This is a genomic window from Corynebacterium sp. BD556 (genome assembly GCF_038452275.1).
GTDB classification, from domain to species: domain Bacteria; phylum Actinomycetota; class Actinomycetes; order Mycobacteriales; family Mycobacteriaceae; genus Corynebacterium; species Corynebacterium mayonis.
In genome coordinates this window covers 270,879-294,236 of the sequence record NZ_CP141643.1, presented here as the reverse complement: position 1 = coordinate 294,236, position 23,358 = coordinate 270,879, and the positions used below count along the sequence as shown (strand labels likewise).

The window sequence follows — 23,358 nt, the reverse complement described above, 5'->3', positions numbered from 1 at the left end:
TTGCCGCGAGACGCTCGCCCCGCTAAGATAGTCCTGTCTCGGCGAGGGCTCGTGTACGAGCCGTTATCGACGCGATATGAATGCAGACTTTTTGCTGGGCCTGCGATCACTCGACGAGATGTCACGATAAGTGGTCGCAGGTTTTTTCTGTGGCCCGGATTTTCCACACACGTCTTGCAAGGAGTACAACATGGCTATTGAACCGCAAAGCATCCCGGCGAAAAAGCGCGAGGAGTTCGGCAAGGGCGCGTCCCGTCGTTTGCGCCGCGCAGGCCGGATCCCGGGTGTCCTCTACGAGTCCGGCGTTGAGAACTACCACTTCTCCGTCGACCGCATCGAGTTCACCGCGTTGGTGCGCAGCGAGGGCACCAACGCTGTTCTCGAGCTAGACCTTGAGGGCGAGAAGCTGCTGTGCATGGTCAAGCATGTCGACCAGAACATGCTGACCCTCGACATCGACCACGTTGACCTGCTGGGCATCAAGCGCGGCGAGAAGGTCGTCGTTGAGGTCCCGGTCGTCACTGAGGGCGAAGCCCACCCGGACGCTGTCGTCTTGCAGGAAGCGGACGTCATCGAAATCGAGGTGGATGCTCTGGCGATCCCGGACGAGCTCACCGTGTCCATCGAAGGCAAGCAGATCGGCGACCAGATCCTGGCCAGCGACATCGTACTGCCGGCCGGGGCAGAGCTCACCGCCGATCCGGAGTCGCTCATCGTCAACATAACCTACTTCGAGGAAGACGCCGAGCTTGAGGCCGCCGCCGCTGAAAATGAGGAGGGTGGCGCCGAGGGAGGGGCGACGCCGGATAGCGCTGAGTCCGATCAGAAGGACGACTCCGCGGAGTAACTTTTCTTCCCCAGGCGCTGACCCTACATCCCGTCTCACCCTGCTCATGCAGGGAGACGGGATTTCGTAGTATTGGGGAGTGTCTGATTCTCCCGTGTTGATTGTTGGGCTGGGAAATCCCGGCCCCCGGTATGCCGCTACCCGCCACAACGCCGGCGTTTTTGTGCTGGATGAGCTGCTTGAGCTTGCCACCCCGACGGCGGCGACACTGTCAGCCCACAAGCGAACCAACACTGAGATCGCTGAGCTGGCGGCTGGGCGCCTGCACCCTTCTCGCCGCATCGTTTTGGCACGCACCCGCTCCTACATGAATGTTTCGGGCGGTGCTGTCAAAGCTTTGGCCGATTATTTCGCTGTGACGCTGGGTGATATATACGCCGTCTACGACGACATGGATCTCAACTTAGGTGAGGTCAAGCTGCGCGTCGGCGGTGGCGACCACGGACACAACGGACTGCGCTCAGTGAGTAAGTCCTTGGGGTCGAAGGAGTACAACAAAATGGCCGTCGGCATCGGCCGACCGCCGGGGCGCATGAACCCCGCAGATTATGTGCTCAAGCCTTTCAGCAAGAAAGAGACGCAGGAGTTGCCCATCGTCGCCGCCGACGCCGCGGAGGAATTGCTGCGCGCGATCTCCGGGTAATTTATTGCTCATGCGACTGATTACTCTGCGTCATCATCTTTCCACCGTTGCGGCGCGCGTTGTCACCGACACCACCGCTGTCGTCATCCCTGGGGCCGCCGATGTCGGTGAGCTTCTCGCCGACCCGAACTGGCGGCAGCGCGCGGCAGCTCCAGGGGCGGAGGTCGCCTTTTCCCACGCGGATTTAGCCCCGCTTATTCCTGCGCCCCGCAAAATTATTTGTGTGGGGCTTAACTATGCGAAGCACATCGAAGAAATGGGACATGATAAGCCCGAGGTTCCCACGCTGTTCATTAAGTTCGCAGAAGCCCTCATCGGCGCCCGGGACGACGTGGAGGTGCCGCGTTTTAACGCCCACACCCTCGACTATGAAGGTGAGTTGGCTGTCATTATTGGCGCGCCTGCGCGTCATGTGCCACGCGCCGAAGCGCATCGCTTCATCGCGGGCTACAGCATCATCAACGATTACACGCAGCGCACTTTCCAAAAGCGCACACAACAGTGGCACCAGGGCAAGTCGCTGGAAAAAACGGCCGGGTTCGGCCCGTGGTTAGACACCCAGTGGCAGCCAGGCCCGCAGCTTTCGACTTACCTCAATGGCAAGCTGGTGCAGCAGGCTCCGACCGATGACCTTGTTTTCGACCCAGCGGCGCTCATCGAGTTTATTTCGCACCTCTATCCGCTTGCCCCAGGCGATGTCATCGCCACTGGAACGCCCGATGGGGTGGGCCACGCGCGCAATCCCCAGCGCTACATCCTCAGCGGCGACACAGTGCGCGTCGAGATTGAAGGTTTGGGCCACATCGAAAACACCACACGGGTCTACTAAGGGGTCAAAGCCCGCTCAATGTCGCTGGCGGGCCCTTCTGCAAGTCCGGAAAAGTCCGCCCCTACCAGGCAGTACGGGGTGTCAGGCAGCATGGGTTTAAGGTAGGGGTAGATCGGCGGGATGTCGGGGTGTTCGCGGACAAACGGCGTTTCCAACCCGCGGGCAAAACGGCCCGAGAAGGCGCGCGAGCTCACGGAGATGCCGCCCTTTTTCAACAGTTGACGGTTTTGTTCACTGGTGCCCGCCTCGTCTGCCAGCAGGAACGCTGAACCACACGCGACGCTTGACGCCCCGCGGGCAAGCAGCCTGTCGACACCGCCCGCATCTCTTACTCCCCCAGCCGCGATCAGCGGAAGATCCACCTTACGCACGATGGCAGTGATCAGGTCCCCGAGCTCGCGCTCATCCGGGGTGTCGCGCTGGTCCCATGTGCCACGATGCCCGCCAGCGAGCGGGCCTTGCACTATAAGTCCATCCGCGCCGCGGCGGGCGGCCTCACGCGCTTCGAACTCGTTGGTCACGGTGACCCAAGCTTCGCTGCCGCAGGCGTGCAGGCGCGAAATCTCTTGTTGCGTGAAGCACCCGAAGGTGGTGGAAACCACCGCCGGGGCGGCGTCGAGGACTAGCGCGAATTTTGCGGCGAAGCCGCTAGTTACGTCGACTTGGGGGACGTCGGCGTGGAAACGGGCGGCGGTGCGCCGGACGTCGCCAAGCGAAGGCTCGGGCTGTGGATAAAAAAGGTTCACGCCGAAAGGAGCCTGCGCCGCGGCGAGTTGCGCGCGAGCAGCCTCGGCGGTGCATGTTCCAAGCGCGAGGAAACCGAAGGTAACGGCGTTGACCAACTCCGGGGTACTGGGCCCACCAGCCATGGGTGCAGCGACGACGTCAGGAAAATCCATGGCGCTATGCTACAGGCGTGTTTAGCTTTCTTTCACAACTCATCCCTCTGCGCGGTCGTTCGCCGCGGGCACAGCGAGAAAAGCAGCAGCCGCTCAGCGCCCAGTGGCTCGTAGTCGGCCTGGGCAACCCAGGGCCCACATACGAGTCAACCCGGCACAACGTGGGCTACATGGCGCTCGATGAACTCAGCACATCCCCTTTCAAACCCGTGCCCGGGATGAAGGCCGAGGTGAGCGTGCACGGCGACGTCGCTTTTGCCCGCTCCACCACCTACATGAACTCCTCCGGCGAGGCGGTCGCCCCGCTCGCTCGCGCACTCGGAGTCAACTCAGGCAACATCATCGTTTTGCACGACGAGCTTGACCTGCCGCCCGGCAGGGTGCGTCTGCGCCGCGGCGGCAGCGAAAATGGGCACAACGGGCTGAAGTCCATCTCCGAGCACTTAGGCACCCGCGACTATCTGCGGGTGCGCATCGGCATTGGGCGCCCACCGAAGGACATCTCGGTGCTGGCCTGGGTCCTTGGCCCCGTCGAGGGCGATATCGGTCAACAGATCTCGCTAGCGGCCGAAGCCGCGAGGATGATCACAGTTCGGGGCTTAGAGAAGGCCCAAAACGAGATCCACTCGAAGTCTTAGGCTAGCTGAGCTTCCACATCTTCGAGCACACGCTCAAGGCTGGCTACCTTAACCTCGCGCGGGGAGAGTACACCGTTGTCGAAATCGTCGAAAAGGCTCAAGGAGACTTGGTTGCGCACGCCGAACATGGAGAAGTTCGCGATGATTTGGCGCCAGTGTTCCACTGCACGCGAGGCTCCCTCAGAGCCGTAGCCGACGAAACCGACGGTCTTGCCGTTCCACTCGGGGGAAAGTGAATCGACGGCGTTTTTAAACCCGCCTGGCACAGAGTGGTTGTACTCCGCCGTGACGAAGATGTAGCCGTCGCAACTGTCGATGGCGCGTGACCAGGCGGTCACAGCCTCATCATCGTATTGTTTGTTAGCTACACCAGGCATGGTGGCGGAGGTGAGCAGCGGCACGTTGAACTCGGCAAGGTCGATGAGCTCGTAGTCGACGCCCGAACGCTTACGTGCGGTTTCCATCACCCACTTCGCGACCTGTTCGCCATTGCGTCCGTCGCGGATTGAGCCGAGAATAACACCAATTTTCATAGCTACATGACACCTTTCGTTGACCTGTCTACAATGTCGCCGGTAAGTATACGCTTCCGATTCAGAAGTGCTGAACAAGGCGACTACACTGCACGTCCATGAGCACCTTGACCGAAGCCGCACGTCGCCGCACCTTCGCCGTCATCGCCCACCCGGACGCCGGCAAATCCACACTGACCGAGGCTTTGGCGCTGCATGCGCACGTCATTTCCGAAGCGGGCGCGGTCCACGGCAAGGGCAGCCGCAAAGCCACCGTCTCCGACTGGATGGACATGGAAAAAGACCGCGGCATCTCCATCGCCTCCTCGGCGCTGCAGTTTGAGTACCTGCCCGCAGGCTCCAGCGCCACAGAACCCTACGTGATCAACTTGGTCGACACCCCCGGCCACGCTGATTTCTCCGAAGACACCTACCGCGTGCTTTCGGCTGTCGACGCCGCCGTCATGCTCATTGACGCCGCTAAGGGCCTTGAGCCACAGACGTTGAAGCTGTTTCGCGTGTGCAAAGCGCGCGGCCTGCCGATCGTCACCGTGATCAACAAGTGGGACCGCGTCGGCCGCGAACCACTCGCGTTAGTCGACGAAATCGTCCACGAGATTGACCTTCAACCCACACCTTTGTACTGGCCGGTCGGCGAGGCCGGCGACTTCCGGGGACTCGCCCACATCAACGAAGACGGAGAGGCCGACAACTACATCCACTTCATCCGCACCGCCGGCGGATCCACCATCGCCCCAGAAGAACACTTCCGCCCAGAAGATGCAGCCGCGCGCGAGGGTGAGGCGTGGGAGACTGCCGTTGAGGAGGCTGAGCTACTCGCCGCCGACGGCGCGGTCCACAACCAGGAGCTATTCGAGCAGTGCATCACCTCGCCGGTTATCTTCGCCTCAGCAATGCTGAATTTCGGTGTGCACCAAATCTTAGACACCCTGTGCGCCATCGCCCCTGCACCCGAAGGCCGCGCGTCAGATCCGGCGGCCGTGGAGGCGTCGACAAGCGCGATGGATGCTCAACGCAAGCTTGACGACGCCTTCTCCGGCGTCGTCTTCAAAGTGCAAGCCGGCATGGACAAAAACCACCGCGACACCCTCGCTTTCATGCGGGTCGTCTCGGGCGAATTCGACCGCGGTATGCAAGTCACCCACGCCCAATCTGGGCGCAGCTTCTCCACCAAATACGCCCTCACAGTATTCGGCCGCAGCCGCGACACCGTCGAGACAGCCTTCCCCGGAGACATCATCGGCCTGGTCAACGCCGGCGCCCTCGCCCCAGGCGACACAATCTACGCGGGACGCAAAGTGCAATACCCTCCCATGCCGCAGTTCGCCCCCGAGCACTTCCGCACCCTGCGCGCCAAATCTTTGGGCAAGTACAAACAATTCCGCAAAGCGCTCGACCAGCTCGACGCCGAGGGCGTCGTCCAAATCCTGCGCAATGACCTACGCGGCGACGCCGCCCCAGTCATGGCGGCCGTCGGCCCCATGCAGTTCGAGGTCATGCAAGCCCGGATGGAAAACGAATACAACGTAGAAACCGTCACCGAACCGATCCCCTACACAGTTGCACGCCGCACGGACGCCGCATCCGCACCCGAGTTAGCCCGGCAGCGCGGGGTGGAAATCTTCACCCGCTCCGACGGCGAATTAATCGCCCTGTTTGGAGACAAATGGAAGCTCGCGTTTATCCAAAAGGAGCTGCCGAATCTGACCATGGAGCCGCTAGTCGCGGACTAGCCTAGCCTGTTATGGACGCCGCCATGGACCCTGGTTTGCACCCCGCCGAGCAACACTCCTCTGCGCGCGAACGCATCCTCGAGTGCTCCCGCCAGCTATTTAGCGAACGCGGCTACGCGCAAGTCTCGCTCAAAGATATCGCAACCTCAGCAGGGGTGTCGGTGGCGTTGGTGGTCAAACACTTCGCAAATAAAGACGGGCTGTTCGAAGCCACCGTGGACTTCACAGCCTCGTCCCGGGCGCTATTCGCCGGGCCGTTTTCCACCCTCGGTCGCACCGCCGTGGTTGAAACACTCACCGCCCCGCACACCGCTTCCTACTCCATGGCCCGAACCATCTCCGTGGCAAACGGCGACGAAGAAGTCCTCGGTACAATCGGCGCGCGCATCAGAAGCGACCTCCTGGATGTGTTGGCGCAACGCATCCGCAAAGAAGCCCCGCACGACAACCCCTCGCCGGAGCTGCGCGCCCAATCAGCCCTGTCGCTTCTCATGGGATTGTCGTTTATGAGACGCTTCGGAGATTCGGAATTTAAAAGATTCCGCACCGAAGCACTCATTAATTACTACGCGCCACTTCTCCAGTCCATTTTGGACGGAGAATAACTACGCGGCACCTACTTCTTTTCCTTCTTCGCGCGCACATCGTTGATGATGGCGGAGAAATCCAGCCCACCGTGGCCCTCATCGACGAAGGCGGCGTACTGCTCAGCGGCAATGGCGCCCAGCACCGTTGCAGTGGAGGTGTCCTCGGCCGCCTGCATCGCCAACCGCAGATCTTTCAGCATCAGTGCGGCGGCAAAGCCAGGGGCGAAATCTCTATTCGCCGGGGAGTTTTCCACCAAGCCGGGCACGGGCGCATTGACGGACAGCGCCCAGGAGTTACCGGTGGCGTTGGAAACAACGTCGAAAAACGCCTGCGGTTGCAGCCCGAGGCGCTCGCCGAGCACCATCGCCTCCGCCAAAACGATCTGGTGGACCGCAAGGATCATGTTGTTGCAGGCCTTGACTGCCTGGCCGTTGCCGTGGTCACCGCAGTGAGTGATTGACTTGCCCAGCACCTCCAAAAGCGGACGAGCTTTCGCCACATCTTCCGCCTCCCCGCCCACCATAAAAGCAAGCGTGCCAGCAGCCGCCCCGGCGATGCCGCCGGAGACTGGGGCGTCGAGAAAGCCCGAACCGGCCTGATTAACCTTCGTTGCAAGCTCACGAGCCTCAGCCACCGAAATGGTGGACAGGTCGATGTAGAGCCGCGGTTCTGGATGGGCGCTGAGGATGGCATCGAGCACCTGGGTCACCAACGCCCCGTTGGGCAGGCTGGTAAAGACGAATTCGGCACCGGCCACCGCATCTTCTGCGGTCGCAGCGATCTCAACCCCGCTCGCTGCGGCTTTGTCCTGCGCCTCTTTCACAACGTCGAAGCCGCGGACGGTGTGCCCCGCCTCAACCAAGTTCGCCGCCATGGGCCCACCCATGTTGCCCAGTCCGATAAATGCGATCTCGCTCATTGTCCTTCTTCTCCTTTCGCTTGGGTCCGTGGGCGTTAGTTCATCACCGGCATGCTGAACTCCGGGCCGGTGGATCCGGCTTCGGGCCAGCGAGTCGTCACAGTCTTCGTCTTGGTGTAGAAGCGGAAAGCATCCGGTCCGTGCTGGTTCAAGTCACCGAAGCCTGACGCCTTCCAACCGCCGAAAGTGTAGTAGGCGATCGGCACCGGGATCGGCACGTTGATGCCGACCATGCCGACGTTGACACTTGTGAAGAAGTCGCGGGCCGCGCCGCCACTTTGGGTGAAAATGGCCACGCCGTTGCCGTAGACGTGCTCGCTAGGCAGCGCGGTGGCTTCCTCCAGTGTTTGCGCCCGAACCATGCACAGCACCGGGCCGAAAATTTCCTCAGTGTAGATGCTCATTGAGGTGTCCACGTTGTCGAACAGGCTCGGGCCAACGAAGAACCCTTCCGCCAGATCGTCTCCTTCAAAGGACTGAGAGGACATATCGAGGTCGCGGCCGTCGACGAGCAGGTCCGCCCCAGCCTCAACGCCTTCACCGATGAGGCGGCGGACACGGTCGCGGGCGTCGGCGGTGACCAAAGGACCGTAGTCGGCCTCGGGGTCGAGACTGTGGCCCACCTTGAGCGAAGGGATGCGTTCAACGAGCGCGTCGCGCAGGCGATCGGCGGTTTCCTTGCCTACCGGCACCACCACGGACAGGGCCATGCAGCGCTCACCGGCTGAGCCATAGGCCGCGCCGACGAGGGTGTCGGCGGTGGCTTCAATATCGGCGTCCGGAAGAACGATGGCGTGGTTTTTTGCGCCGCCGAAGCATTGGGCGCGCTTGCCAGTGGCGGCGCAACGCTCGTAGATGTACTGCGCGATCGGGGTGGAGCCGACAAAGCCGATGGCTTTGATCGTGTCAGAATCGAGCAACGCGTCGACCGCGTCCTTGCCGCCGTGCACGACGTTGAATACTCCGGCCGGGCCACCAGCTTCAATAAACAGCTCCGCTAGGCGAACCGGGACGGAGGGGTCACGCTCCGAAGGCTTGAGCACGAAGGCGTTGCCGCAGGCCAGGGCCGGGCCTGCCTTCCACAGCGGAATCATTGCGGGAAAATTAAAAGGGGTGATGCCAGCGACCACGCCGAGCGGCTGGCGCAGGGAGAAAGTGTCAATGCCGGTGCCAACGCCGGTGGAAAATTCTCCCTTGAGCTGGTGCGGGGCACCAAGAGAGAACTCCAGGACATCAACTCCGCGCAAGATGTCGCCTTTGGCGTCGTCGAAAGTCTTGCCGTGCTCGAGCGAGAGGGTGCGCGCGAGCTCATCCATGTTGGCGTGGATGAGCTGGATCCACTCCATGATCACGCGGATGCGCTTCTGGGGGTTAAATGCGGCCCAGGCAGGTTGCGCCGCAGCAGCGGCCGCGATGACCGTGTCGACGTCCAACTTGTCGGCGAGGACCACCTCAGCTTGGGCTTGGCCGGTCGAGGGGTTGAGTACCGGCTGGGTGGATCCGGAATTACCCGCGAAACTGCTTCCGTCAACGAAGTGCTCGATGGTGCGCATGTCTTTCTCCTTGTCAGGTATGAGAAGTGAGTGTGGCAGCGTTATCGCTTGTGTACTCAGACTAGGAAGAAGCCACGATAAACAACAGGAATTCAGTAATGCAGATCACTATTTACCCCTATAGATCAGCGCTTACCTGCACGGATGAATTGACGGCTTGGGGTAAATGTTGTTCACCGCACTACAGTGTAGGCAACGTGACCCGCGTAACTTGAGGATCAGGAATCAGGAAGGGGTGGGCCGTGTCCACCGAGGCGACTGGGGTATCCGCGGCGAGCTGGGAAGCTGACGTCATCCTCAACGATGGTTCGATCGCGACGCTACGCGCGATTGAAGAAAGGGACCGTGAGGACGTCGAAAAGTTCTTCAGCCGCGTCTCCGAACACTCGAAGTACCTACGATTCTTCGGCAGTCACCCCCGGCTCACCGACGAGGATTGGGCCCGCTGGTCAAACACCGGCAGCTACGACAAAGTCACCCTCGCGATGCTGCAGCGCGGCGAGATCATTGCGGTGGCAGGTTATTATCTCGTGCCACAGCTTCTGCCCGCCCGCGTCGGCGACGTGTCCTTTTTGGTTCAAGATGACCACCACGGCAAGGGCGCCGCCAACATTTTGCTTGAACACCTCGCGGAGATAGGTCGAGAGGGAGGCGTCGAAAGGTTCGTCGCGGAAATGCTCACCCAAAACCGCACCATGGTGCAGGTTTTTCTCCGCGCTGGCTACACCGTTTCACCCGAACTTGCCGACGGCTACATCACCGTCGACTTCCTCATCGCCCCCAATGCAACCTCGCGCGAGGTCATGCACCGCCGCGAGCTGCGCGCCGAAGCCAACTCGATTCGAGGCCTTGTGACACCTCGTTCGGTGGCGCTCATCGGCGCCCCGCATGTGCCCGCGCTTATCGACGCCCACCGGGCCACCTCCCCCGCCGAGATCACCGAACCTGTCGACCTCGTCGTCGCCGAGTACGACCACGCGGAAGTACAGGCCGTGCTGCGGGCAGCGGCTCTGGCGCGCGCACGGGCCGTGGTGATCATGTCGCGCGGCACCAACCCCGGTATCGAGGCCGATGAGGCCACCGCCATCATCGCCGCCGCCCGTGATCTCGGGCTGCGGGTGCTAGGGCCAGCTTCGCTGGGCGTGCTCAACACCGCCCACGGGCTCAACACCACCCCGGCGGCAGCGGTGCGGCCCGGCACCACCGGGCTTTTCACCCAGTCCGCGGGTGTGGCGGCGCTGACGTTGTCGCACGCCATCGACCGCGGCTGCGGGCTGAGCACCTTCGTCGCCTCCGGCGCCTTCGCTGACGTGACTGCGAACGACGTCATGCAGTTTTGGTCCGACGACGACTCCACCAAGATCTGTCTGCTGTCGCTGGACAAGGCTGGCAACCCACGCAAGTTCTTCCGGATTCTGCGCCGCCTTGCCCTGCAAAAGCACGTGGTGGTCTTTTTCCCTTCGCGCGCACTTGCCGGCGGCGACCCCGTCGCCCTCGACATGGTGATTGGCAACAGCGGCGCCATGGTGGTGAACAAACGCGACACAATGTTCGACATCGCCCAAGTTTTAGCCCGCCAACCAGTTCCTCGCGGGCCCCGGGTGCGGGTGGTGTCTAACTCTGCGGGTTTGACCGACCAGATGGAGGCTGCGGCGCGCCGCTTCGGCCTTGACCCGACCTCAACGACGGTCTTCGGCCCACCCGAAGTGGAGCTGGCCCGCGAGGTCAACGCCGCACTCGAAGATGAAAACGTGGAGGCGGTGCTGTGCGCTGTCGTAGACATCGGTGCGGACTTCGCTGATTTGGTGTACAACCAGCTAGCTGCGCTCGCTGCGGAGGAGGCCGTGAGTTATTCCACACCGCTGGTCGCTTCCTTTGTTGGTTTCAACCTGCCTGATTATAGGCGTCGCGAAGGCGCAGAAACCCTCGGCCAGCTTCCTGTGGTGGAGACTTATGCCGATGCGCTCGAAGCGTTGGGGGCCATTGTGTCCAATGAGCGCCGCCGCGCACATGCCCGCCCGACCCCCGAGGATGTCATCGGGGTGGGCGACGAGGCGCGCGCCCGCAAGGTCATCTCCGATATCCTCACCGACTGCCCCGAGGGACGCTGGGCAAACGACGAAGAAACTGCGGCGATTCTTTCCGCCTACGGCATCGATAGTGTGCCGTGGGTGCCCGTAGCCTCCCTCGACGAGGCCCTCGCTGCCGGAGCCGACCTCGGTTGGGACGTCGTGCTCAAATGCCTTAATCCTCAGGTGCGCGGGCGCGCGGAGCTTCCCACCATTATCCGCAACGTCGGCAGCGAAGCCGCGATGCAACGCGCCTGGCAGACCATCTCCACGCTCGCCGGGGAACTTGGCTTAGGAGACGACCCCGCTGTGCTGAGCCCAGTAGTCCAACGCACCGTCGCCCCCGGCGCCTCATTGTCCGCCCGCGCTGTGGAAGATCCCGTGCTCGGCCCTCTGATTTCCGTTGGCATGTCCGGTTTGCCTTCCGAGCTGCTTGGCGATGTCACCTGGGGCGCTCCTCCCCTTCGCCGCCGTGACGCCGCTGCGATGCTGGCCGAGCTTCGCGCCGCCGAACTGCTCACCGGCTACCGCGGCACCACAGCTACAGACACCGAAGAATTGGAACGTATCTTGGTGCAGCTTGCGCGACTCAACGACGACTTCGCCGCCGTTGCCGAGGTAGAACTCGGCCCGCTGATCGCTACGGCCTCGCTAACCTCGGTTGTGGGTGCGCGGCTGCGGGTTGCACCGGCCGGGGATGAGCGCGACCCGCTGGCCCGGAGGTTAGCGCTGTGAGGCCTTTGCTCTACAACACCGAGGAGATGCGCCGCTACAGTCTTGGCCCCGACCACCCCATGGGCCCGGACCGGGTGCGCCTGGCTTTCGACCTCGCTGAACATTTCGGCGTGACTGACTTGTTCGACACCGTCGTGCCTTCCTCCGCCAGCACTTCTACCCTTGAGCTGGTTCACACCCCGGACTATATTGCGGCCACCCGCGCCGAGGTGCCCGCGCGCCGCTTCGGCATCGGCACCGAGGACAACCCCATCTCCCACGGTTTGTCTACCGTTGCCGCTCGCATTGCGGGCGCGACCTGCGATGCCGTCGCAAAGGTGTGGAACGGCGAGGCACCCCGCGCCGTGAACCTCGCTGGCGGGCTCCACCACGCTTTTGCCGACAGCATGTCCGGGTTTTGTATGTATAACGACGCGGCGATCGCTATCCAGTGGCTGCTGCAAAACGGCGCTTCCCGCGTTGTCTATCTTGATCTCGATGCCCACCACGGCGACGGCGTGGAGAAAATCTTCTGGTCCGACCCCCGCGTGTTGACCATCTCGGTCCACGAATCTGGACTGTATCTTTTCCCCGGCACGGGCTACGCCCACGACATCGGCGGGCCTGGGGCGCAGGGCACCGCCGTCAACATCGCTTTGCCGAAAGAAACGTCCGACGACGACTGGCTGCAGGTCCTGCACGCCCTTGTTCCCCCGCTTCTGCGTGTCTTCCGCCCGGAGTTTCTCATCTCCCAGCACGGTGCGGACCCGCACCGCAGCGACCCACTGGCGGATTTAAACATTTCGGTCAATGCAATGGCCCGCGCCTACCGTTCGGTGGCTACGTGGGCCCAGCAGTACGCCGGCGGTAAGTGGGTGGCGCTCGGTGGCGGCGGCTACCACCTCGATTCGGTCGCCCGGGCGTGGACTCAGGTGCTCGCCGCGGTCGCCGGGGTGGAATTGGAGTCTTGCGCGACGATGCCCAAGGGCTGGGCGGGTTCCCCCACGCTCGGCGACGACGACGCTTCGCCCTGCGTGGAGGAATTCGACCCCAACCGGATCATCGCCACCCGCCCTCATACGGCACTGGTGGCGACCTCACGGGCAATTTTCCCCTACTGGGGTTTGCCGGCTTACGGTTGATCTGTGATGAGGTTTAGACGAAGGCGGACACGCCCGTGACAGCGCGACCGACAATGAGCGAGTTGATGTCATAGGTGCCTTCGTAAGTAAACAGCACCTCGGCGTCAGCCATCATCTTCGACAGACCGTATTCGGTGAGAATACCGTTGCCGCCGCCGATGGCCCGCCCGGCGGCGGCGGATTCACGCGCCAACCTAGTCGTCGTCGCCTTCGCCAGCGCGGCATAGGGCATCTCCAGTTTTCCTTCCTCCTGTAATTGCGCCACCTGCGCCATCATGGACAGCGATGCGTTGGCGTTGCCGAGGATGCGCACTAGCTGCTCCTGGATCAGTTGGAATTTCGCAATTGGGCGGCCGAACTGCTGGCGGGTGACTGCGTACTCGCGCGCCTTGTCAAAAATGCCAAGCTGCAAGCCCGCACCCTGCCAGCCGACCCACGCCCGAGAGGAACAGAGGAAGTCGTTGACGTTGGCGAAGGACTGCGCGCCCGGAATCGCGTTGCTGTGGGGTATGAGGACATTGTCGAAGCGAATGTCTGCATTTTGCATGATACGCAGACCCATTTTGCGCGAGATTTTTGCTGTGGTTACGCCCTCGCGGTCGAGCTCCACGATGAAGGCGCGGATCTGCTTGTCGGAGGTGTCACGGGCGAAGGTGATAGCGAAATCAGCGAAGGTGCCCGCGCCGATCCAGCGTTTCTCGCCGTTGATGACCCAGCCTTTGTCGGTGCGCTCGGCCGTGGTGGCCAAACCACCAGCGATGTCGGAGCCATGTTCGGGTTCGGTCAACGCGAAGCACCCGACTTTGTGGAACTGCCGCAACCCCGGCAGCCACTTTTGCTTCTGTTCCTCAGAGCCCAACTTGTCAATCACGCCGACGATGAGCTCGTTGTGAATACCCACAAGGGCCGAGAGGGAGACATCAGCCCGGGTCACTTCGGCGTAGACCAAACCGCGAAACAGCCGGGAGGAATCGCTCAGCTCGATTTCGCCGAGTCCCTTTTCCGCCATCTTGGGCAAAAGGTCGAAAGGCAGCTCCTCTCTATCCCAGTATTCGCCGACAGCAGGGGCGATCTCGGTTTGGAGGAATTCATGGATCTCTTGGAGTTTTTTCTGCTCGTTGTCGTTGAGGCGGTCCGCGACTGCGAGTAGGTCGGTGTGCGGGTAGGCGATGTCGGACAGGTGGGGGGAGTCAAGGATGGGGGGCATTGCCTCTCCTTCGAAAAAGACTGTACGGTTTTAGGAAATACTGTACTCAGAAATGTTAGGTGTGTCTCGTTTTTTCGTCGCCCTGCATTGAAAGTGCCTCCCTTGACCGCCTATAGCCGGAGCCGACCGTGACCCAGCCGCTCACTCCCCGCCAGCGTGAATTGTTCAATTCTTTGCTTCGCGATTTCCTCGCCGAAGGCTTTAAATCCTTCACCATCGACGCCGCCGCGAAGCGATATCGGTGCTCCAAATCGACCATCTACGCCCTCGGGGAAACGCGCGACGCAATTCTCCGGCGCGTTCTCGTGAGCTTCTTTCGCGAAATTGCGCGGCGCACCACCCCTCCGGCACACACAAAAACGGGATCAGCCACCCACGCCCTGGAGTCTTACTTCGAGGCCATCACGGCAGCTTTGCGGCCCGCCAGCCCTGATTTTATGCGCGATTTGACCGCGGAGACTGTCGCCCAAGAGGTCTTTAGTATCAACACCAAAGCCGCCACAGAGATAATTCACACGATCTTGGTTCGCGGCGTGGACTCGGGCGAGTTTCGCGTCAGCGACGCGCAGTTTCTCTCCCTTTTTATCTACCGCGCCATGAATGACATCCAGCGGGGAACATATAGTGAGACGATCTCTACCGCCGACGCCTACCGGGAGCTTGGAAGGCTGATCCTGCGGGGGGTGACACGCAACTAAGGCGCTTCAAACCTTCCTCCCCAAAAATTTTTTCCTTTAACCGTAGTTATTGCTTCGAATTCGAACTACAGTCGAGTGGAACGCGCGCCTGATCACATGGCTCGTGTAGACCGCCCCAATGCCAGAAGGAGCGTTTTTCCGCACTATGACTTCGCCAACACAACAATTCAAAGCGGCCCGCGACAAGCTCGTCTCGTTCCAAACCGATTACGACGCCGCCCGCGAAAACTTTGAGTGGCCCATCTTCGAGCACTTCAACTTCGCCCTCGACTGGTTCGATTACCTCGGCTCCGATCCCACTTCCCGGGACCGCGAAGCTCTAGTAATCAGCGAGACCGACGGTACAACCACGCGACGCACCTTCGCAGAGCTCTCTGCGCGTTCTTCCCAATTGGCCACCTGGTTGGTTGACCAAGGCCTCAAGCGCGGCGACCGCGTCATGCTCATGCTCAACAACCAGGTCGAACTGTGGGAGTCGATGCTCGCCTGCATCAAAGGCGGATTTGTGCTCAACCCGGCAACCACGATGCTGGGAGCGGTGGACCTAGAAGACCGCACCACCCGAGCAAATATTTCTTGGGTGATTGTTAATGACGAGGATGCCGAGAAGCTGCGCGAGGTACCCGGTGATTTCACTGTGATCCAGGTGGGCAGCGACATTGCCGCCCAAGATGCACACCCCACCTTGTTCTACGCGGACTCCTTCAAAGGTCCCGCCGCCTTCGAGCCGACGCAAAAGACCCGCGCTGATGAGCCGCTGCTGCTTTATTTCACCTCGGGCACCACTTCGAAGGCCAAGCTCGTAGAGCACACCCACACGTCCTACCCGGTAGGGCATCTGACCACTATGTACTGGATTGGATTAGAGCCAGGCGACGTGCATCTCAACGTCGCCGCACCAGGCTGGGCCAAGCACGCATGGTCGAACTTTTTCGCGCCGTGGATCGCGGGGGCGACGGTCTTTCTTTATAACTACTCACGCTTCGACGCCCCAGCGCTGATGGACACCATGGAAGCGGAGGGCGTAACCAGCTTCTGCGCACCGCCGACCGTGTGGCGCATGCTGATCCAAGCTGACCTCACCCGGATGAAAAATCCCCCGAAGAAGCTTGTTGCTGCTGGCGAACCGCTCAACCCCGAGCTCATCTCCACCATTGAAAGGGCTTGGCAGACCTCCGTGCGCGACGGATTCGGCCAGACCGAGACTACTTTGCAGATCGCCAACACCCCCGGGCAGCGGGTCAAACCCGGCTCGATGGGCCGGCCGCTGCCGGGCTGGGAAGTCGCGTTGATTGACCCGGCCACCGACGAAATCGGTGACTCGGGTGAGATCTGCCTCAAGCTGGATCCACGCCCCGTTGGCTTGACCCCAGGCTATTTCGGCGACGAGGAGAAAAACGCCGAGGTGTTTCGCAACGGTTACTACCACACGGGGGATACCGCCGAGCGAGACGAGGACGGCTACATCTTCTACATCGGCCGCGCCGACGATGTGTTTAAGGCTTCCGACTACCGTTTGTCTCCCTTCGAGTTGGAATCCGTGGTCATCGAGCACCCGGCCGTGACTGAGGTAGCGGTTGTGCCCTCCCCCGACCCAATTCGCCTGGCAGTGCCGAAGGCCTACGTCGCGCTTGCTCCTGGCTATGAGCCGACCGCCGAGGTCGCAGAGTCGATTCTGAAGCATTGCCGCGAGAACCTGGCCCCCTACAAGCGCATCCGGCGCCTCGAGTTTTATGAGCTGCCGAAGACGATCTCGGGCAAAATCCGCCGCGTCGAGCTGCGCAAGCGCGAAAATGAAATCCACTCGGCCGACGGTGGGCAAACCACGGCCTCCACCGAGTTTGCCGACACCGATTTCCCCAGCCTGAAGGGGTCGGGCGAATAAGATTTAGTTCATGCCTAAAACTCCCCCTCGGATCGACAGCCTGGCAGAGGCCCACCGCCAGTGGGCCACTCACTACTCCGAAAAGGCAGCCCGAGGGCTGAGCACCGTGTCGTCCCTCGCCCGTGCAGCACACCTCCTGCGCGCTGGCGCCGAGGATGCGCTTTCGCCCTTCCGCATCACCTTCAACCAGTTCGAGCTGTTGACCTTATTGGCGTGGACTCGTTCGGGTGGTCTGCCCATGTCAAAGATCAGCTCGCGTCTGCATGTGCCGCCCGCCTCGCTTACCCACACCGTTCACCGTCTGGAAAAGGAAGGGCTTGTCGCGCGGACGCCTTCGAAACACGACCGCCGCTCCACGTTGGTTTCCATCACCGATCAGGGCATCGCCTTAGCTGCTTCGGCCGGGCCAGTGCTGAGCCGGTACTTCGAAGAAATCGACCTGACGGAGCAGCAGCACCGTCAGGTCGTGGATACGACGGCCGCGCTGCGGCGCGCCGCCGGGGAGTTCGTGGAAGAGCCTTAGGAGTGGGTGAAGTTGGCGTCACGTTTGTCCACAAACGCCGCCATCCCCTCCTTTTGATCGTGGGAGGCGAAGATCGAGTGGAAGGTGCGGCGCTCGAACAGCAGACCCTGCGAGAGTGTGGACTCACCAACCGCGTTGATCTGCTCTTTGATCATGGTTGTGGCCACCGCAGATTTTGCGGCGATAGTCTCGGCTGTGTCGAGGGCCGTGTCCAAAAGCTCTGCTGCTGGCACAACGCGGGCGACAAGACCTGAGCGTTCGGCTTCTGCGGCGTCCATCATCCGGCCCGTAAGGCACATTTCCATGGCCTTTGCCTTGCCGACGGCGCGGGTTAGCCGCTGCGAGCCACCCATCCCCGGGGTGACGCCAAGATTAACCTCGGGCTGGCCGAACTTCGCACCGTCGCCAGCAATAATAAAGTCGCACATCATGGCGAGCTCACAGCCGCCTCCCAAGGCGTAGCCGTTGACGGCGGCGATGATCGGAGTGCGGGCGTAAGTCAGCTCATCCCATCCTGCGAACCAGTCGGAGGTGTACATCTCCGTGGCTCCCTTCGAGGACATTTCTTTGATGTCGGCGCCGGCCGCGAAGGCCTTCTCAGAGCCCGTGATGACGATTGCGCCGATGCCCTCGTCGCGGTCAAATTCGCTCACAGCGGAGGTGACTTGTTCCATGGTTTCTTTGTTCAGCGCGTTGAGCGCTTTCGGACGGTTCAAGGTGATCAGGCCGACGCGGCCACGGGTTTCGATGACAATGTTGTCAGTGCTCATGGTGGTTGCTCCTAAGAGGTTGTAAATGACGGCGGGGTTTGGCCTTCGATCGGTTCAAACATCGCAGAAACGGTGTCGGCGGGAACGTTTTCGAGACAGTCATGTTCCCACGCCGGCGAGCGGTCCTTGTCAATGATTTGCGCGCGCACACCTTCGACGAAATCCGGGAAGCGCTGCAGGTTCAGCGAAACCCAAAACTCCTGGTTCAGCGCTTCAGCCAGGTCGCGGCCCTCGTTGCGATTGAGTGCTTCTTCCGTAACTTTGATGCTGTGTGGGGAGTTGCGGCGCATGGCTTTTGCGGCTTTTTCGGCCCATTCGCCGTTCGCTTCATCGAGTCGGCGCAGGGTTTCTTCCGCGGTATCGGCGGCGTAGACCTCGACCATTTCGGCGCGGTCGGCTCCGAAACCTTGGCCTGGGTCCCCGGCAAAAGTGTGGATCTGCTCTGGGTCGCCGCTGTGGGCAAGCTTGTCGACGAGTCCTTCTAGTTGGTCTTGCGGCACATAGAAGTCAGCGAAGCCGGTGTCTATTGCTTCGGCTGCCCCGACGTGCAGGGATGTGTAGGCAAGGTGGCGTCCAAGGCGGTCAGGGGATGCCGCCAAAAGGTGGGATCCCCCGGCGTCCGGGGCGAAACCGATGCCGGTTTCTGGCATTCCGATGCGCGAATCGTCGGTGACGACGCGGTGCGAGGCGTGCGCTGAGACTCCGATGCCGCCGCCGAGGACGATGCCGGTCATCAAGGCTACGTAGGGCTTTGGGTAGGTGGAGATGAGGTGATTGAGCTCGTATTCTTCGCGCCAGAACACCGCGCCTTCGTTTCCGCCTTCGCGGGCGTCGCGGTAGAGGGAAGCGATGTCGCCTCCGGCGCACAGGGCCCTTTCCCCCGCTCCTCGCAGGATGACGAGCTGCACTGCATCATCAAAAGCCCACTTTTCCAGCACTCGGCGCATCTCACGCACCATCTCGAGGTCGAGCGCGTTGAGGGCTTGCGGGCGGTTGAGAGTGATGATCCCGGCTTTGTCGCGGATCTCGCTTAAAACAGTGGAAGTGGTGTTGGTCATGGTGCTTTATGTCTCCATCAGTAGTGCTTCGCCCTGGCCGCCGCCGCCGCAGAGGGCGACTCCGGCGGTGGTCGCATGGCCCGCGGCGATCTGGTGTGCGGCGTGGACAACGAGCCGTGCCCCCGAAGCCCCAATCGGATGCCCCATGGCGATGGCCCCGCCGTGCGGGTTGACCACATCCTCGGACACCCCCAGTTGGCGCATCGAGTGGGCGACGACTGCACCGAAAGCTTCGTTGATCTCGATGAGGTCTAGCTTGTGGGCGTCCCAACCCTGGCGCTTGAGCGCTGCCTCCAAGGCGTTGGCGGGCTGGGCCTGCAAGGAGGCGTCCGGGCCTGCCACCTGTCCGACGGCGCGCAGGGTCGCTAGCACTGTCCAGCCCTGTTGTGCGGCGTGCTGGCGGGTAGTGACAACGACGGCGGCTGCGCCGTCCGTAATTGGCGAGGAGTTACCTGCGGTGATGGTTCCGTCGCTGCTAAACGCCGGTCGCAGGTTTGCCAGGGATTCTTCCGTGACACCTTCGCGGATGCCCTCATCGGTCTCGACGGTGACCTCGCCGCGGCGGCTGCGTACCGTGACCGGGGAGATCTCGCGGGCGAGCGTGCCGTCGTGGGTGGCGGCGAGAGCGCGTTGGTGCGACAAGGCAGCAACGTGGTCTTGTTCCTCGCGGGTGGTCGGGTAGTCACTGTCGTGCTGTTCAGTCAGCACGCCCATCGAAATGCCCTGCTGCGCTTCGCGCAGCCCGTCGTACTCCATGTGGTCGAGGGCTTCAAAGCCGCCGAATTTCACTCCGGAACGGGTTTTGGGTAACAGGTGCGGAGCGTTGGTCATGGACTCCATGCCTCCCGCCACAACTACTGTGGCTTCCCCGGAGCGGACAAGGCGCGCGGCGTCAATGACGGCGGTGAGCCCTGAGAGGCACACTTTGTTGACCGTCGAAGTATGTGCGCTCCGCGCAATCCCCGCCCCCAGGGCGGCTTGCTTGGCGGGGTTTTGTCCGACCCCGGCCTGCAGGACCTGCCCCATAATGACCGCTTCCACCTCATCGGCTGGCACCCCGCCTTGGGTTAGAGCTGCCCGTATTGCGTGGCTGCCCAGTTCCGTGGCCTGCAGAGTGGCAAAGGCCCCAAGGAGCTTGCCAAATGGGGTGCGGGCCGCACCCACAATCACGACATCGTCGTTTGTGTTGCTCGTCATCGAGTTTCCACCCTTCAAAACGGTACGTATTTCCCTGCAATCGTACCGTCGTGGCGTGACGCGCGCCACTTCCTTTACCTAAGTGCTGAGGAACTCCTCCCACCGCGGCCATTCTGCCTCCACTTGGCGCGCGCCCGCCGCCCAATTCTCCTGCAGCTTGGACACATTGCGCTCCGTCGAGGAAACCTGCATATCCGTCGGGAAGAACAACTGCGCCCGACCTTGCCGCTCCAACTCCAACAGCCGCTGCTTCGAGGCGTTGTACCGGGCCGGCCGAGCAATCAAAGCGTCCGCCACCGCTGGGGTCTTCCGCAATATCCTTTTCACCACCCCGGGACGAGCAACCTCAGGGCGAACATAGTCGCGAGGTTTGGTGCCCACGAACAAAAACTTCTCCCAGCCCGCTGCCTCCGCCTGCTCAATAGCAATACCCCCGCTGGTTCCTAAGGCACCATCGACATAAGGGATGTCGTCGATAAGCCTCATCGGCATGATGAGCGGCAACGTCGACGATGCCCGAACGAAAGAGTAGATGTCTTCAGGCTGACGGATATCGCTTCGGGTGAAGTACACGGACTCTCCGGTATCAGCGCGCGTGGCGGCAATGTTCATCGCAGCCGGGTTAGCACTAAAGGCCTCGTAATCGAAGGGAAGGTCCTTTTCGGCGGCACGCTCGTAGATGAACTCAGCATTGAAGTAACCGTTGCCCCGCAGCAGAGAGGACACCCCGCCGAAACTGGGATTGTTCGCGAATTCAACGAAGCTCTCGCGGGCGCGCCACGCATCACCCGACAAAAAATTCACCGTGTGGCTAGCACCAGCCGAGACACCTCCAACCCACCCGAAACGAACGTCCTTTTCGATGAGCTTGACCACGGCGGGGGCGGTGTAAGAGTTGCGCATTCCCCCGCCTTCGAAGATCAGCGCTGTGTTCTCGGCATCGATCATGACCACAGGGTACCGCCGCGAGGCAGGAAAGGTCAGCTCAAAAGGGAAGCTCGGGCACAGCCTTTTGCGCAACCACCGCGAAGTCTTCGGGGTCAAGCACCCCGGCACCTGCCGGTAACACACCAATCAAAGGCACGCCGGTAACCACCGGCAACTCCTCGAGGTTAAGCGTGGTGGCCAGGTCCGACTCGGCCTCGAGCGCCCCACCGATGAGACCCGCAACAACTACTCCACTCCGGCGCGCAGCTTCCACCGTCAGCGTGGCGAGGTTGAGAGAGCCTAAACCGAGCGAAGTCACCACGAGCGCTGGTGCGCCGAGGAAGTGGGCAACCTCAGCGAAGGTGTAATCATCACCGATGCGCACGGCAAGACCGCCAGCTCCCTCGACAAGGACCACTCGATCGGGCCGCTCGTAGCCTTGGATCCAGTCCCGTAGCTGCGCCAGGCAAGGCGTCGGTTGCCCGGCGCGCCGCGCCGCCAGGTTGGGCGCCAGCGGCTCCGGGTAACTCCACCCAGTTACCGCCTCCACCCCGGTGAGGCGGTGCACCGTTTCAGCGTCACCACCGCCTTGAGCAGCCCCCGTCTGCACGGGTTTGAGCAACACCACATCGCGACCCGTGCGGGCCAAACGCGAAGCCACGGCTGCGGTCGCTATCGTTTTTCCCACATCCGTTCCGGTTCCGGTTACCGCCACAATCATCGCGCCGCAACCTCCGCGGCCGCCCCCAGGGCGCGACAAATTCTGGCGACTTCCTCCTCGCCGCAGATATAGGGCGGCATGGTGTAGAGCAGCCGCCCGAAGGGCCGGATCCACACCCCGTGGCCCATTGCGGCCTCAGTCGCCTCACGCAGCGGCGCGTCTTCGCGCATCTCGACGACCCCGATCGCCCCCTTAACGCGAACGTCTGCAACGCCAGGCTGATTAATCAGCGGCGCTAAACCCTCCTTGAGCCCTCGTTCAATGGTGCGAACTTGACCGCGCCATGAACCCGCCGCGATCATCGCCGTGGACTCGGCGGCTACCGCGCAGGCCAGCGGGTTAGCCATAAACGTCGGCCCGTGCAGCAAAGCGCTTGGTTGCATCGTGTGCGCCACCTTCCTCGTCGCCAACGTCGCAGCTAGAGTCATAAACCCGCCGGTGAGAGCCTTGCCGACGCACATGATGTCAGGAACCACCCCGTTGTCGAGAGTGGCAAAAAGGTGCCCAGTGCGCCCGAAACCGGTAGCAATCTCATCGGCGATCAAGACGATGCCGTGACTGTCGCAAATCTTTCGCAGCCCCCGCAGCAGTGACGGGTCGTGGAAACGCATACCGCCCGCGCCCTGCACGAGGGGCTCCACGATGATCGCAGCGACGTCCTTTCCGACGAGGCTGTCGATGAGCTCCAGGTAGTCCTCGGCTGGCGCACCGGGCAGCGGGGAGCCGGAGCAAAGACCTGCTGTGCAAGCACTGCCGACCACAGCGCGTGCATGCCGCCTTGCGGGTCGCACACGCTCATCGCCGCAAAGGTGTCGCCGTGGTAGCCGCCGCGCCAAGTCAAAAACTTGGTTCGCTCGGGGGGCGTTGATTCCGCGGGCGTACTGCAGGGCCATCTTCATAGCCACTTCCACCGACACCGAACCCGAGTCGGAATAAAACACGTGCGTAAATTCTCCGCCGGTCAGGTCGAGGAGGTTGCGGGTGAGCTCAGCGGCAGGTCGGTGTGTGAGCCCGCCGAACATCACGTGGCTAAACCTTTCGATTTGGTTTTTGGCCGCGCGCACGAGGCGGGGGTGGCCGTGGCCGTGGACGGCGGACCACCACGACGACATGGCGTCGATAAGCGTGCGGCCATCCTCAAGCTCGATGAAAGCACCGTTGGTGGCGCGCACGGGGTAGTTGAACTGTCCGGGCTCGGCGTAGGGGTGCCAGATATGCTGCGCGTCAATCTCGGCTATTTCTTGAACACCGTTCAATGCTGTCAC

21 protein-coding genes and 1 pseudogene are annotated in these 23,358 nt (G+C 62.0%); 11 read left to right on the top strand and 11 right to left on the bottom strand.

Annotated elements, in window-relative coordinates; all coding sequences use genetic code 11:
* Positions 1 to 190: 190 nt before the first annotated feature.
* The 3 genes from VLL26_RS01430 (at position 191) to VLL26_RS01420 (ending at position 2,319) form a co-directional block, all read left to right on the top strand.
* Positions 191 to 847: a 50S ribosomal protein L25/general stress protein Ctc gene (locus tag VLL26_RS01430; RefSeq protein ID WP_342319364.1), complete on the top strand. Its 657-nt coding sequence runs from the start codon at positions 191 to 193 to the stop codon at positions 845 to 847.
* Positions 848 to 926: 79 nt separating this feature from the next.
* Positions 927 to 1,490: an aminoacyl-tRNA hydrolase gene (pth, locus tag VLL26_RS01425; protein WP_342319363.1), complete on the top strand. Its 564-nt coding sequence runs from the start codon at positions 927 to 929 to the stop codon at positions 1,488 to 1,490.
* A gap of 10 nt (positions 1,491 to 1,500) precedes the next feature.
* Positions 1,501 to 2,319 (top strand): fumarylacetoacetate hydrolase family protein, encoded by an 819-nt coding sequence (locus VLL26_RS01420; RefSeq protein WP_342319362.1) that lies wholly within the window; start codon positions 1,501 to 1,503, stop codon positions 2,317 to 2,319.
* Here the strand turns inward: VLL26_RS01420 and VLL26_RS01415 are convergent.
* Entirely contained in the window at positions 2,316 to 3,218 is a 903-nt protein-coding gene (locus VLL26_RS01415) for a nitronate monooxygenase (protein WP_342319361.1), read from the bottom strand. The two genes, VLL26_RS01420 and VLL26_RS01415, sit on opposite strands and share 4 nt — an antisense overlap.
* Before the next feature lie 17 nt (positions 3,219 to 3,235).
* Between VLL26_RS01415 and pth (VLL26_RS01410) the strand changes: the two genes are divergently transcribed.
* Positions 3,236 to 3,856, top strand: a complete 621-nt coding sequence (pth, locus tag VLL26_RS01410) for an aminoacyl-tRNA hydrolase (protein ID WP_425292278.1) — start codon at positions 3,236 to 3,238, stop codon at positions 3,854 to 3,856.
* Here pth (VLL26_RS01410) and VLL26_RS01405 read toward each other — a convergent pair.
* Positions 3,853 to 4,389: an NADPH-dependent FMN reductase gene (locus tag VLL26_RS01405; RefSeq protein WP_342319359.1), complete on the bottom strand. Its 537-nt coding sequence runs from the start codon at positions 4,387 to 4,389 to the stop codon at positions 3,853 to 3,855. The genes pth (VLL26_RS01410) and VLL26_RS01405 overlap by 4 nt on opposite strands.
* Positions 4,390 to 4,487: 98 nt before the next feature.
* Here VLL26_RS01405 and VLL26_RS01400 point away from each other — a divergent pair, with 98 nt between their 5' ends.
* Together VLL26_RS01400 and VLL26_RS01395 are read left to right on the top strand one after the other, a co-directional pair.
* Positions 4,488 to 6,122 (top strand): peptide chain release factor 3, encoded by a 1,635-nt coding sequence (locus VLL26_RS01400; protein ID WP_342319358.1) that lies wholly within the window; start codon positions 4,488 to 4,490, stop codon positions 6,120 to 6,122.
* Positions 6,123 to 6,133: 11 nt separating this feature from the next.
* Entirely contained in the window at positions 6,134 to 6,727 is a 594-nt protein-coding gene (locus VLL26_RS01395; RefSeq protein WP_342319357.1) for a TetR/AcrR family transcriptional regulator, read from the top strand.
* 11 nt (positions 6,728 to 6,738) lie between these two features.
* Here VLL26_RS01395 and mmsB read toward each other — a convergent pair whose 3' ends face one another.
* Positions 6,739 to 7,629 (bottom strand): 3-hydroxyisobutyrate dehydrogenase, encoded by an 891-nt coding sequence (mmsB, locus tag VLL26_RS01390; RefSeq protein WP_342319356.1) that lies wholly within the window; start codon positions 7,627 to 7,629, stop codon positions 6,739 to 6,741.
* Between the two features lie 35 nt (positions 7,630 to 7,664).
* Positions 7,665 to 9,182 carry a CoA-acylating methylmalonate-semialdehyde dehydrogenase gene (locus tag VLL26_RS01385; RefSeq protein WP_342319355.1) on the bottom strand — a complete coding sequence of 506 codons (1,518 nt, stop codon included), beginning with the start codon at positions 9,180 to 9,182 and terminating at the stop codon, positions 7,665 to 7,667.
* Positions 9,183 to 9,424: 242 nt separating this feature from the next.
* On the opposite strand from VLL26_RS01385, the gene VLL26_RS01380 reads away from it, so the two are divergent.
* Both VLL26_RS01380 and VLL26_RS01375 read left to right on the top strand, forming a co-directional pair.
* Positions 9,425 to 11,986, top strand: coding sequence for a GNAT family N-acetyltransferase (locus VLL26_RS01380; RefSeq protein ID WP_342319354.1), 2,562 nt, complete (start codon positions 9,425 to 9,427; stop codon positions 11,984 to 11,986).
* Positions 11,983 to 13,107: an acetoin utilization protein AcuC gene (locus VLL26_RS01375; protein WP_342319353.1), complete on the top strand. Its 1,125-nt coding sequence runs from the start codon at positions 11,983 to 11,985 to the stop codon at positions 13,105 to 13,107. The genes VLL26_RS01380 and VLL26_RS01375 overlap by 4 nt, the downstream gene beginning before the upstream one ends.
* 13 nt (positions 13,108 to 13,120) lie before the next feature.
* On the opposite strand, the gene VLL26_RS01370 is transcribed toward VLL26_RS01375, so the two are convergent.
* On the bottom strand, positions 13,121 to 14,314 hold the full coding sequence (locus VLL26_RS01370) for an acyl-CoA dehydrogenase family protein (RefSeq protein WP_342319352.1): 1,194 nt from the start codon (positions 14,312 to 14,314) through the stop codon (positions 13,121 to 13,123).
* Between the two features lie 128 nt (positions 14,315 to 14,442).
* Here VLL26_RS01370 and VLL26_RS01365 point away from each other — a divergent pair, with 128 nt between their 5' ends.
* From VLL26_RS01365 to VLL26_RS01355, 3 genes are all read left to right on the top strand, one after another.
* Positions 14,443 to 15,012, top strand: coding sequence for a TetR/AcrR family transcriptional regulator (locus VLL26_RS01365; protein WP_342319351.1), 570 nt, complete (start codon positions 14,443 to 14,445; stop codon positions 15,010 to 15,012).
* Positions 15,013 to 15,157: 145 nt separating this feature from the next.
* Positions 15,158 to 16,897, top strand: a complete 1,740-nt coding sequence (locus VLL26_RS01360; protein WP_342319350.1) for an AMP-binding protein — start codon at positions 15,158 to 15,160, stop codon at positions 16,895 to 16,897.
* Between the two features lie 10 nt (positions 16,898 to 16,907).
* The gene (locus tag VLL26_RS01355) at positions 16,908 to 17,420 is read left to right on the top strand and encodes a MarR family winged helix-turn-helix transcriptional regulator (protein WP_342319349.1); all 513 of its coding nucleotides are present in this window, start codon (positions 16,908 to 16,910) and stop codon (positions 17,418 to 17,420) included.
* Here the strand turns inward: VLL26_RS01355 and VLL26_RS01350 are convergent.
* The 6 genes and pseudogenes from VLL26_RS01350 to VLL26_RS01325 form a co-directional block, all read right to left on the bottom strand.
* Positions 17,417 to 18,190: an enoyl-CoA hydratase gene (locus VLL26_RS01350; protein ID WP_342319348.1), complete on the bottom strand. Its 774-nt coding sequence runs from the start codon at positions 18,188 to 18,190 to the stop codon at positions 17,417 to 17,419. The genes VLL26_RS01355 and VLL26_RS01350 overlap by 4 nt on opposite strands.
* 11 nt (positions 18,191 to 18,201) lie before the next feature.
* Positions 18,202 to 19,248, bottom strand: coding sequence for an enoyl-CoA hydratase/isomerase family protein (locus VLL26_RS01345; protein WP_342319347.1), 1,047 nt, complete (start codon positions 19,246 to 19,248; stop codon positions 18,202 to 18,204).
* A gap of 6 nt (positions 19,249 to 19,254) precedes the next feature.
* A complete protein-coding gene (locus VLL26_RS01340) occupies positions 19,255 to 20,445 on the bottom strand; it encodes an acetyl-CoA C-acyltransferase (RefSeq protein WP_342319346.1) in 1,191 nt (396 codons plus the stop codon).
* Positions 20,446 to 20,523: 78 nt separating this feature from the next.
* On the bottom strand, positions 20,524 to 21,393 hold the full coding sequence (locus tag VLL26_RS01335) for a patatin-like phospholipase family protein (protein ID WP_342319345.1): 870 nt from the start codon (positions 21,391 to 21,393) through the stop codon (positions 20,524 to 20,526).
* Positions 21,394 to 21,430: 37 nt separating this feature from the next.
* The gene (bioD, locus tag VLL26_RS01330) at positions 21,431 to 22,093 is read right to left on the bottom strand and encodes a dethiobiotin synthase (RefSeq protein ID WP_342319344.1); all 663 of its coding nucleotides are present in this window, start codon (positions 22,091 to 22,093) and stop codon (positions 21,431 to 21,433) included.
* Positions 22,090 to 23,349, bottom strand: a pseudogene (locus tag VLL26_RS01325) (adenosylmethionine--8-amino-7-oxononanoate transaminase). The gene bioD and the pseudogene VLL26_RS01325 overlap by 4 nt, the downstream one beginning before the upstream one ends.
* Positions 23,350 to 23,358 lie beyond the last annotated feature (9 nt).

Coding starts and splice junctions, on each gene's coding strand:
- VLL26_RS01420 (WP_342319362.1), top strand. CDS start 1,501: ATGCGACTGATTACTCTGCGTCATCATCTTTCCACCGTTGCGGCGCGC.
- VLL26_RS01360 (WP_342319350.1), top strand. CDS start 15,158: ATGACTTCGCCAACACAACAATTCAAAGCGGCCCGCGACAAGCTCGTC.
- VLL26_RS01405 (WP_342319359.1), bottom strand. CDS start 4,389: ATGAAAATTGGTGTTATTCTCGGCTCAATCCGCGACGGACGCAATGGC.
- VLL26_RS01385 (WP_342319355.1), bottom strand. CDS start 9,182: ATGCGCACCATCGAGCACTTCGTTGACGGAAGCAGTTTCGCGGGTAAT.
- VLL26_RS01400 (WP_342319358.1), top strand. CDS start 4,488: ATGAGCACCTTGACCGAAGCCGCACGTCGCCGCACCTTCGCCGTCATC.
- VLL26_RS01415 (WP_342319361.1), bottom strand. CDS start 3,218: ATGGATTTTCCTGACGTCGTCGCTGCACCCATGGCTGGTGGGCCCAGT.
- bioD (WP_342319344.1), bottom strand. CDS start 22,093: ATGATTGTGGCGGTAACCGGAACCGGAACGGATGTGGGAAAAACGATA.
- VLL26_RS01335 (WP_342319345.1), bottom strand. CDS start 21,393: ATGATCGATGCCGAGAACACAGCGCTGATCTTCGAAGGCGGGGGAATG.
- VLL26_RS01430 (WP_342319364.1), top strand. CDS start 191: ATGGCTATTGAACCGCAAAGCATCCCGGCGAAAAAGCGCGAGGAGTTC.
- VLL26_RS01340 (WP_342319346.1), bottom strand. CDS start 20,445: ATGACGAGCAACACAAACGACGATGTCGTGATTGTGGGTGCGGCCCGC.
- VLL26_RS01355 (WP_342319349.1), top strand. CDS start 16,908: ATGCCTAAAACTCCCCCTCGGATCGACAGCCTGGCAGAGGCCCACCGC.
- VLL26_RS01345 (WP_342319347.1), bottom strand. CDS start 19,248: ATGACCAACACCACTTCCACTGTTTTAAGCGAGATCCGCGACAAAGCC.
- VLL26_RS01350 (WP_342319348.1), bottom strand. CDS start 18,190: ATGAGCACTGACAACATTGTCATCGAAACCCGTGGCCGCGTCGGCCTG.
- VLL26_RS01395 (WP_342319357.1), top strand. CDS start 6,134: ATGGACGCCGCCATGGACCCTGGTTTGCACCCCGCCGAGCAACACTCC.
- mmsB (WP_342319356.1), bottom strand. CDS start 7,629: ATGAGCGAGATCGCATTTATCGGACTGGGCAACATGGGTGGGCCCATG.
- VLL26_RS01370 (WP_342319352.1), bottom strand. CDS start 14,314: ATGCCCCCCATCCTTGACTCCCCCCACCTGTCCGACATCGCCTACCCG.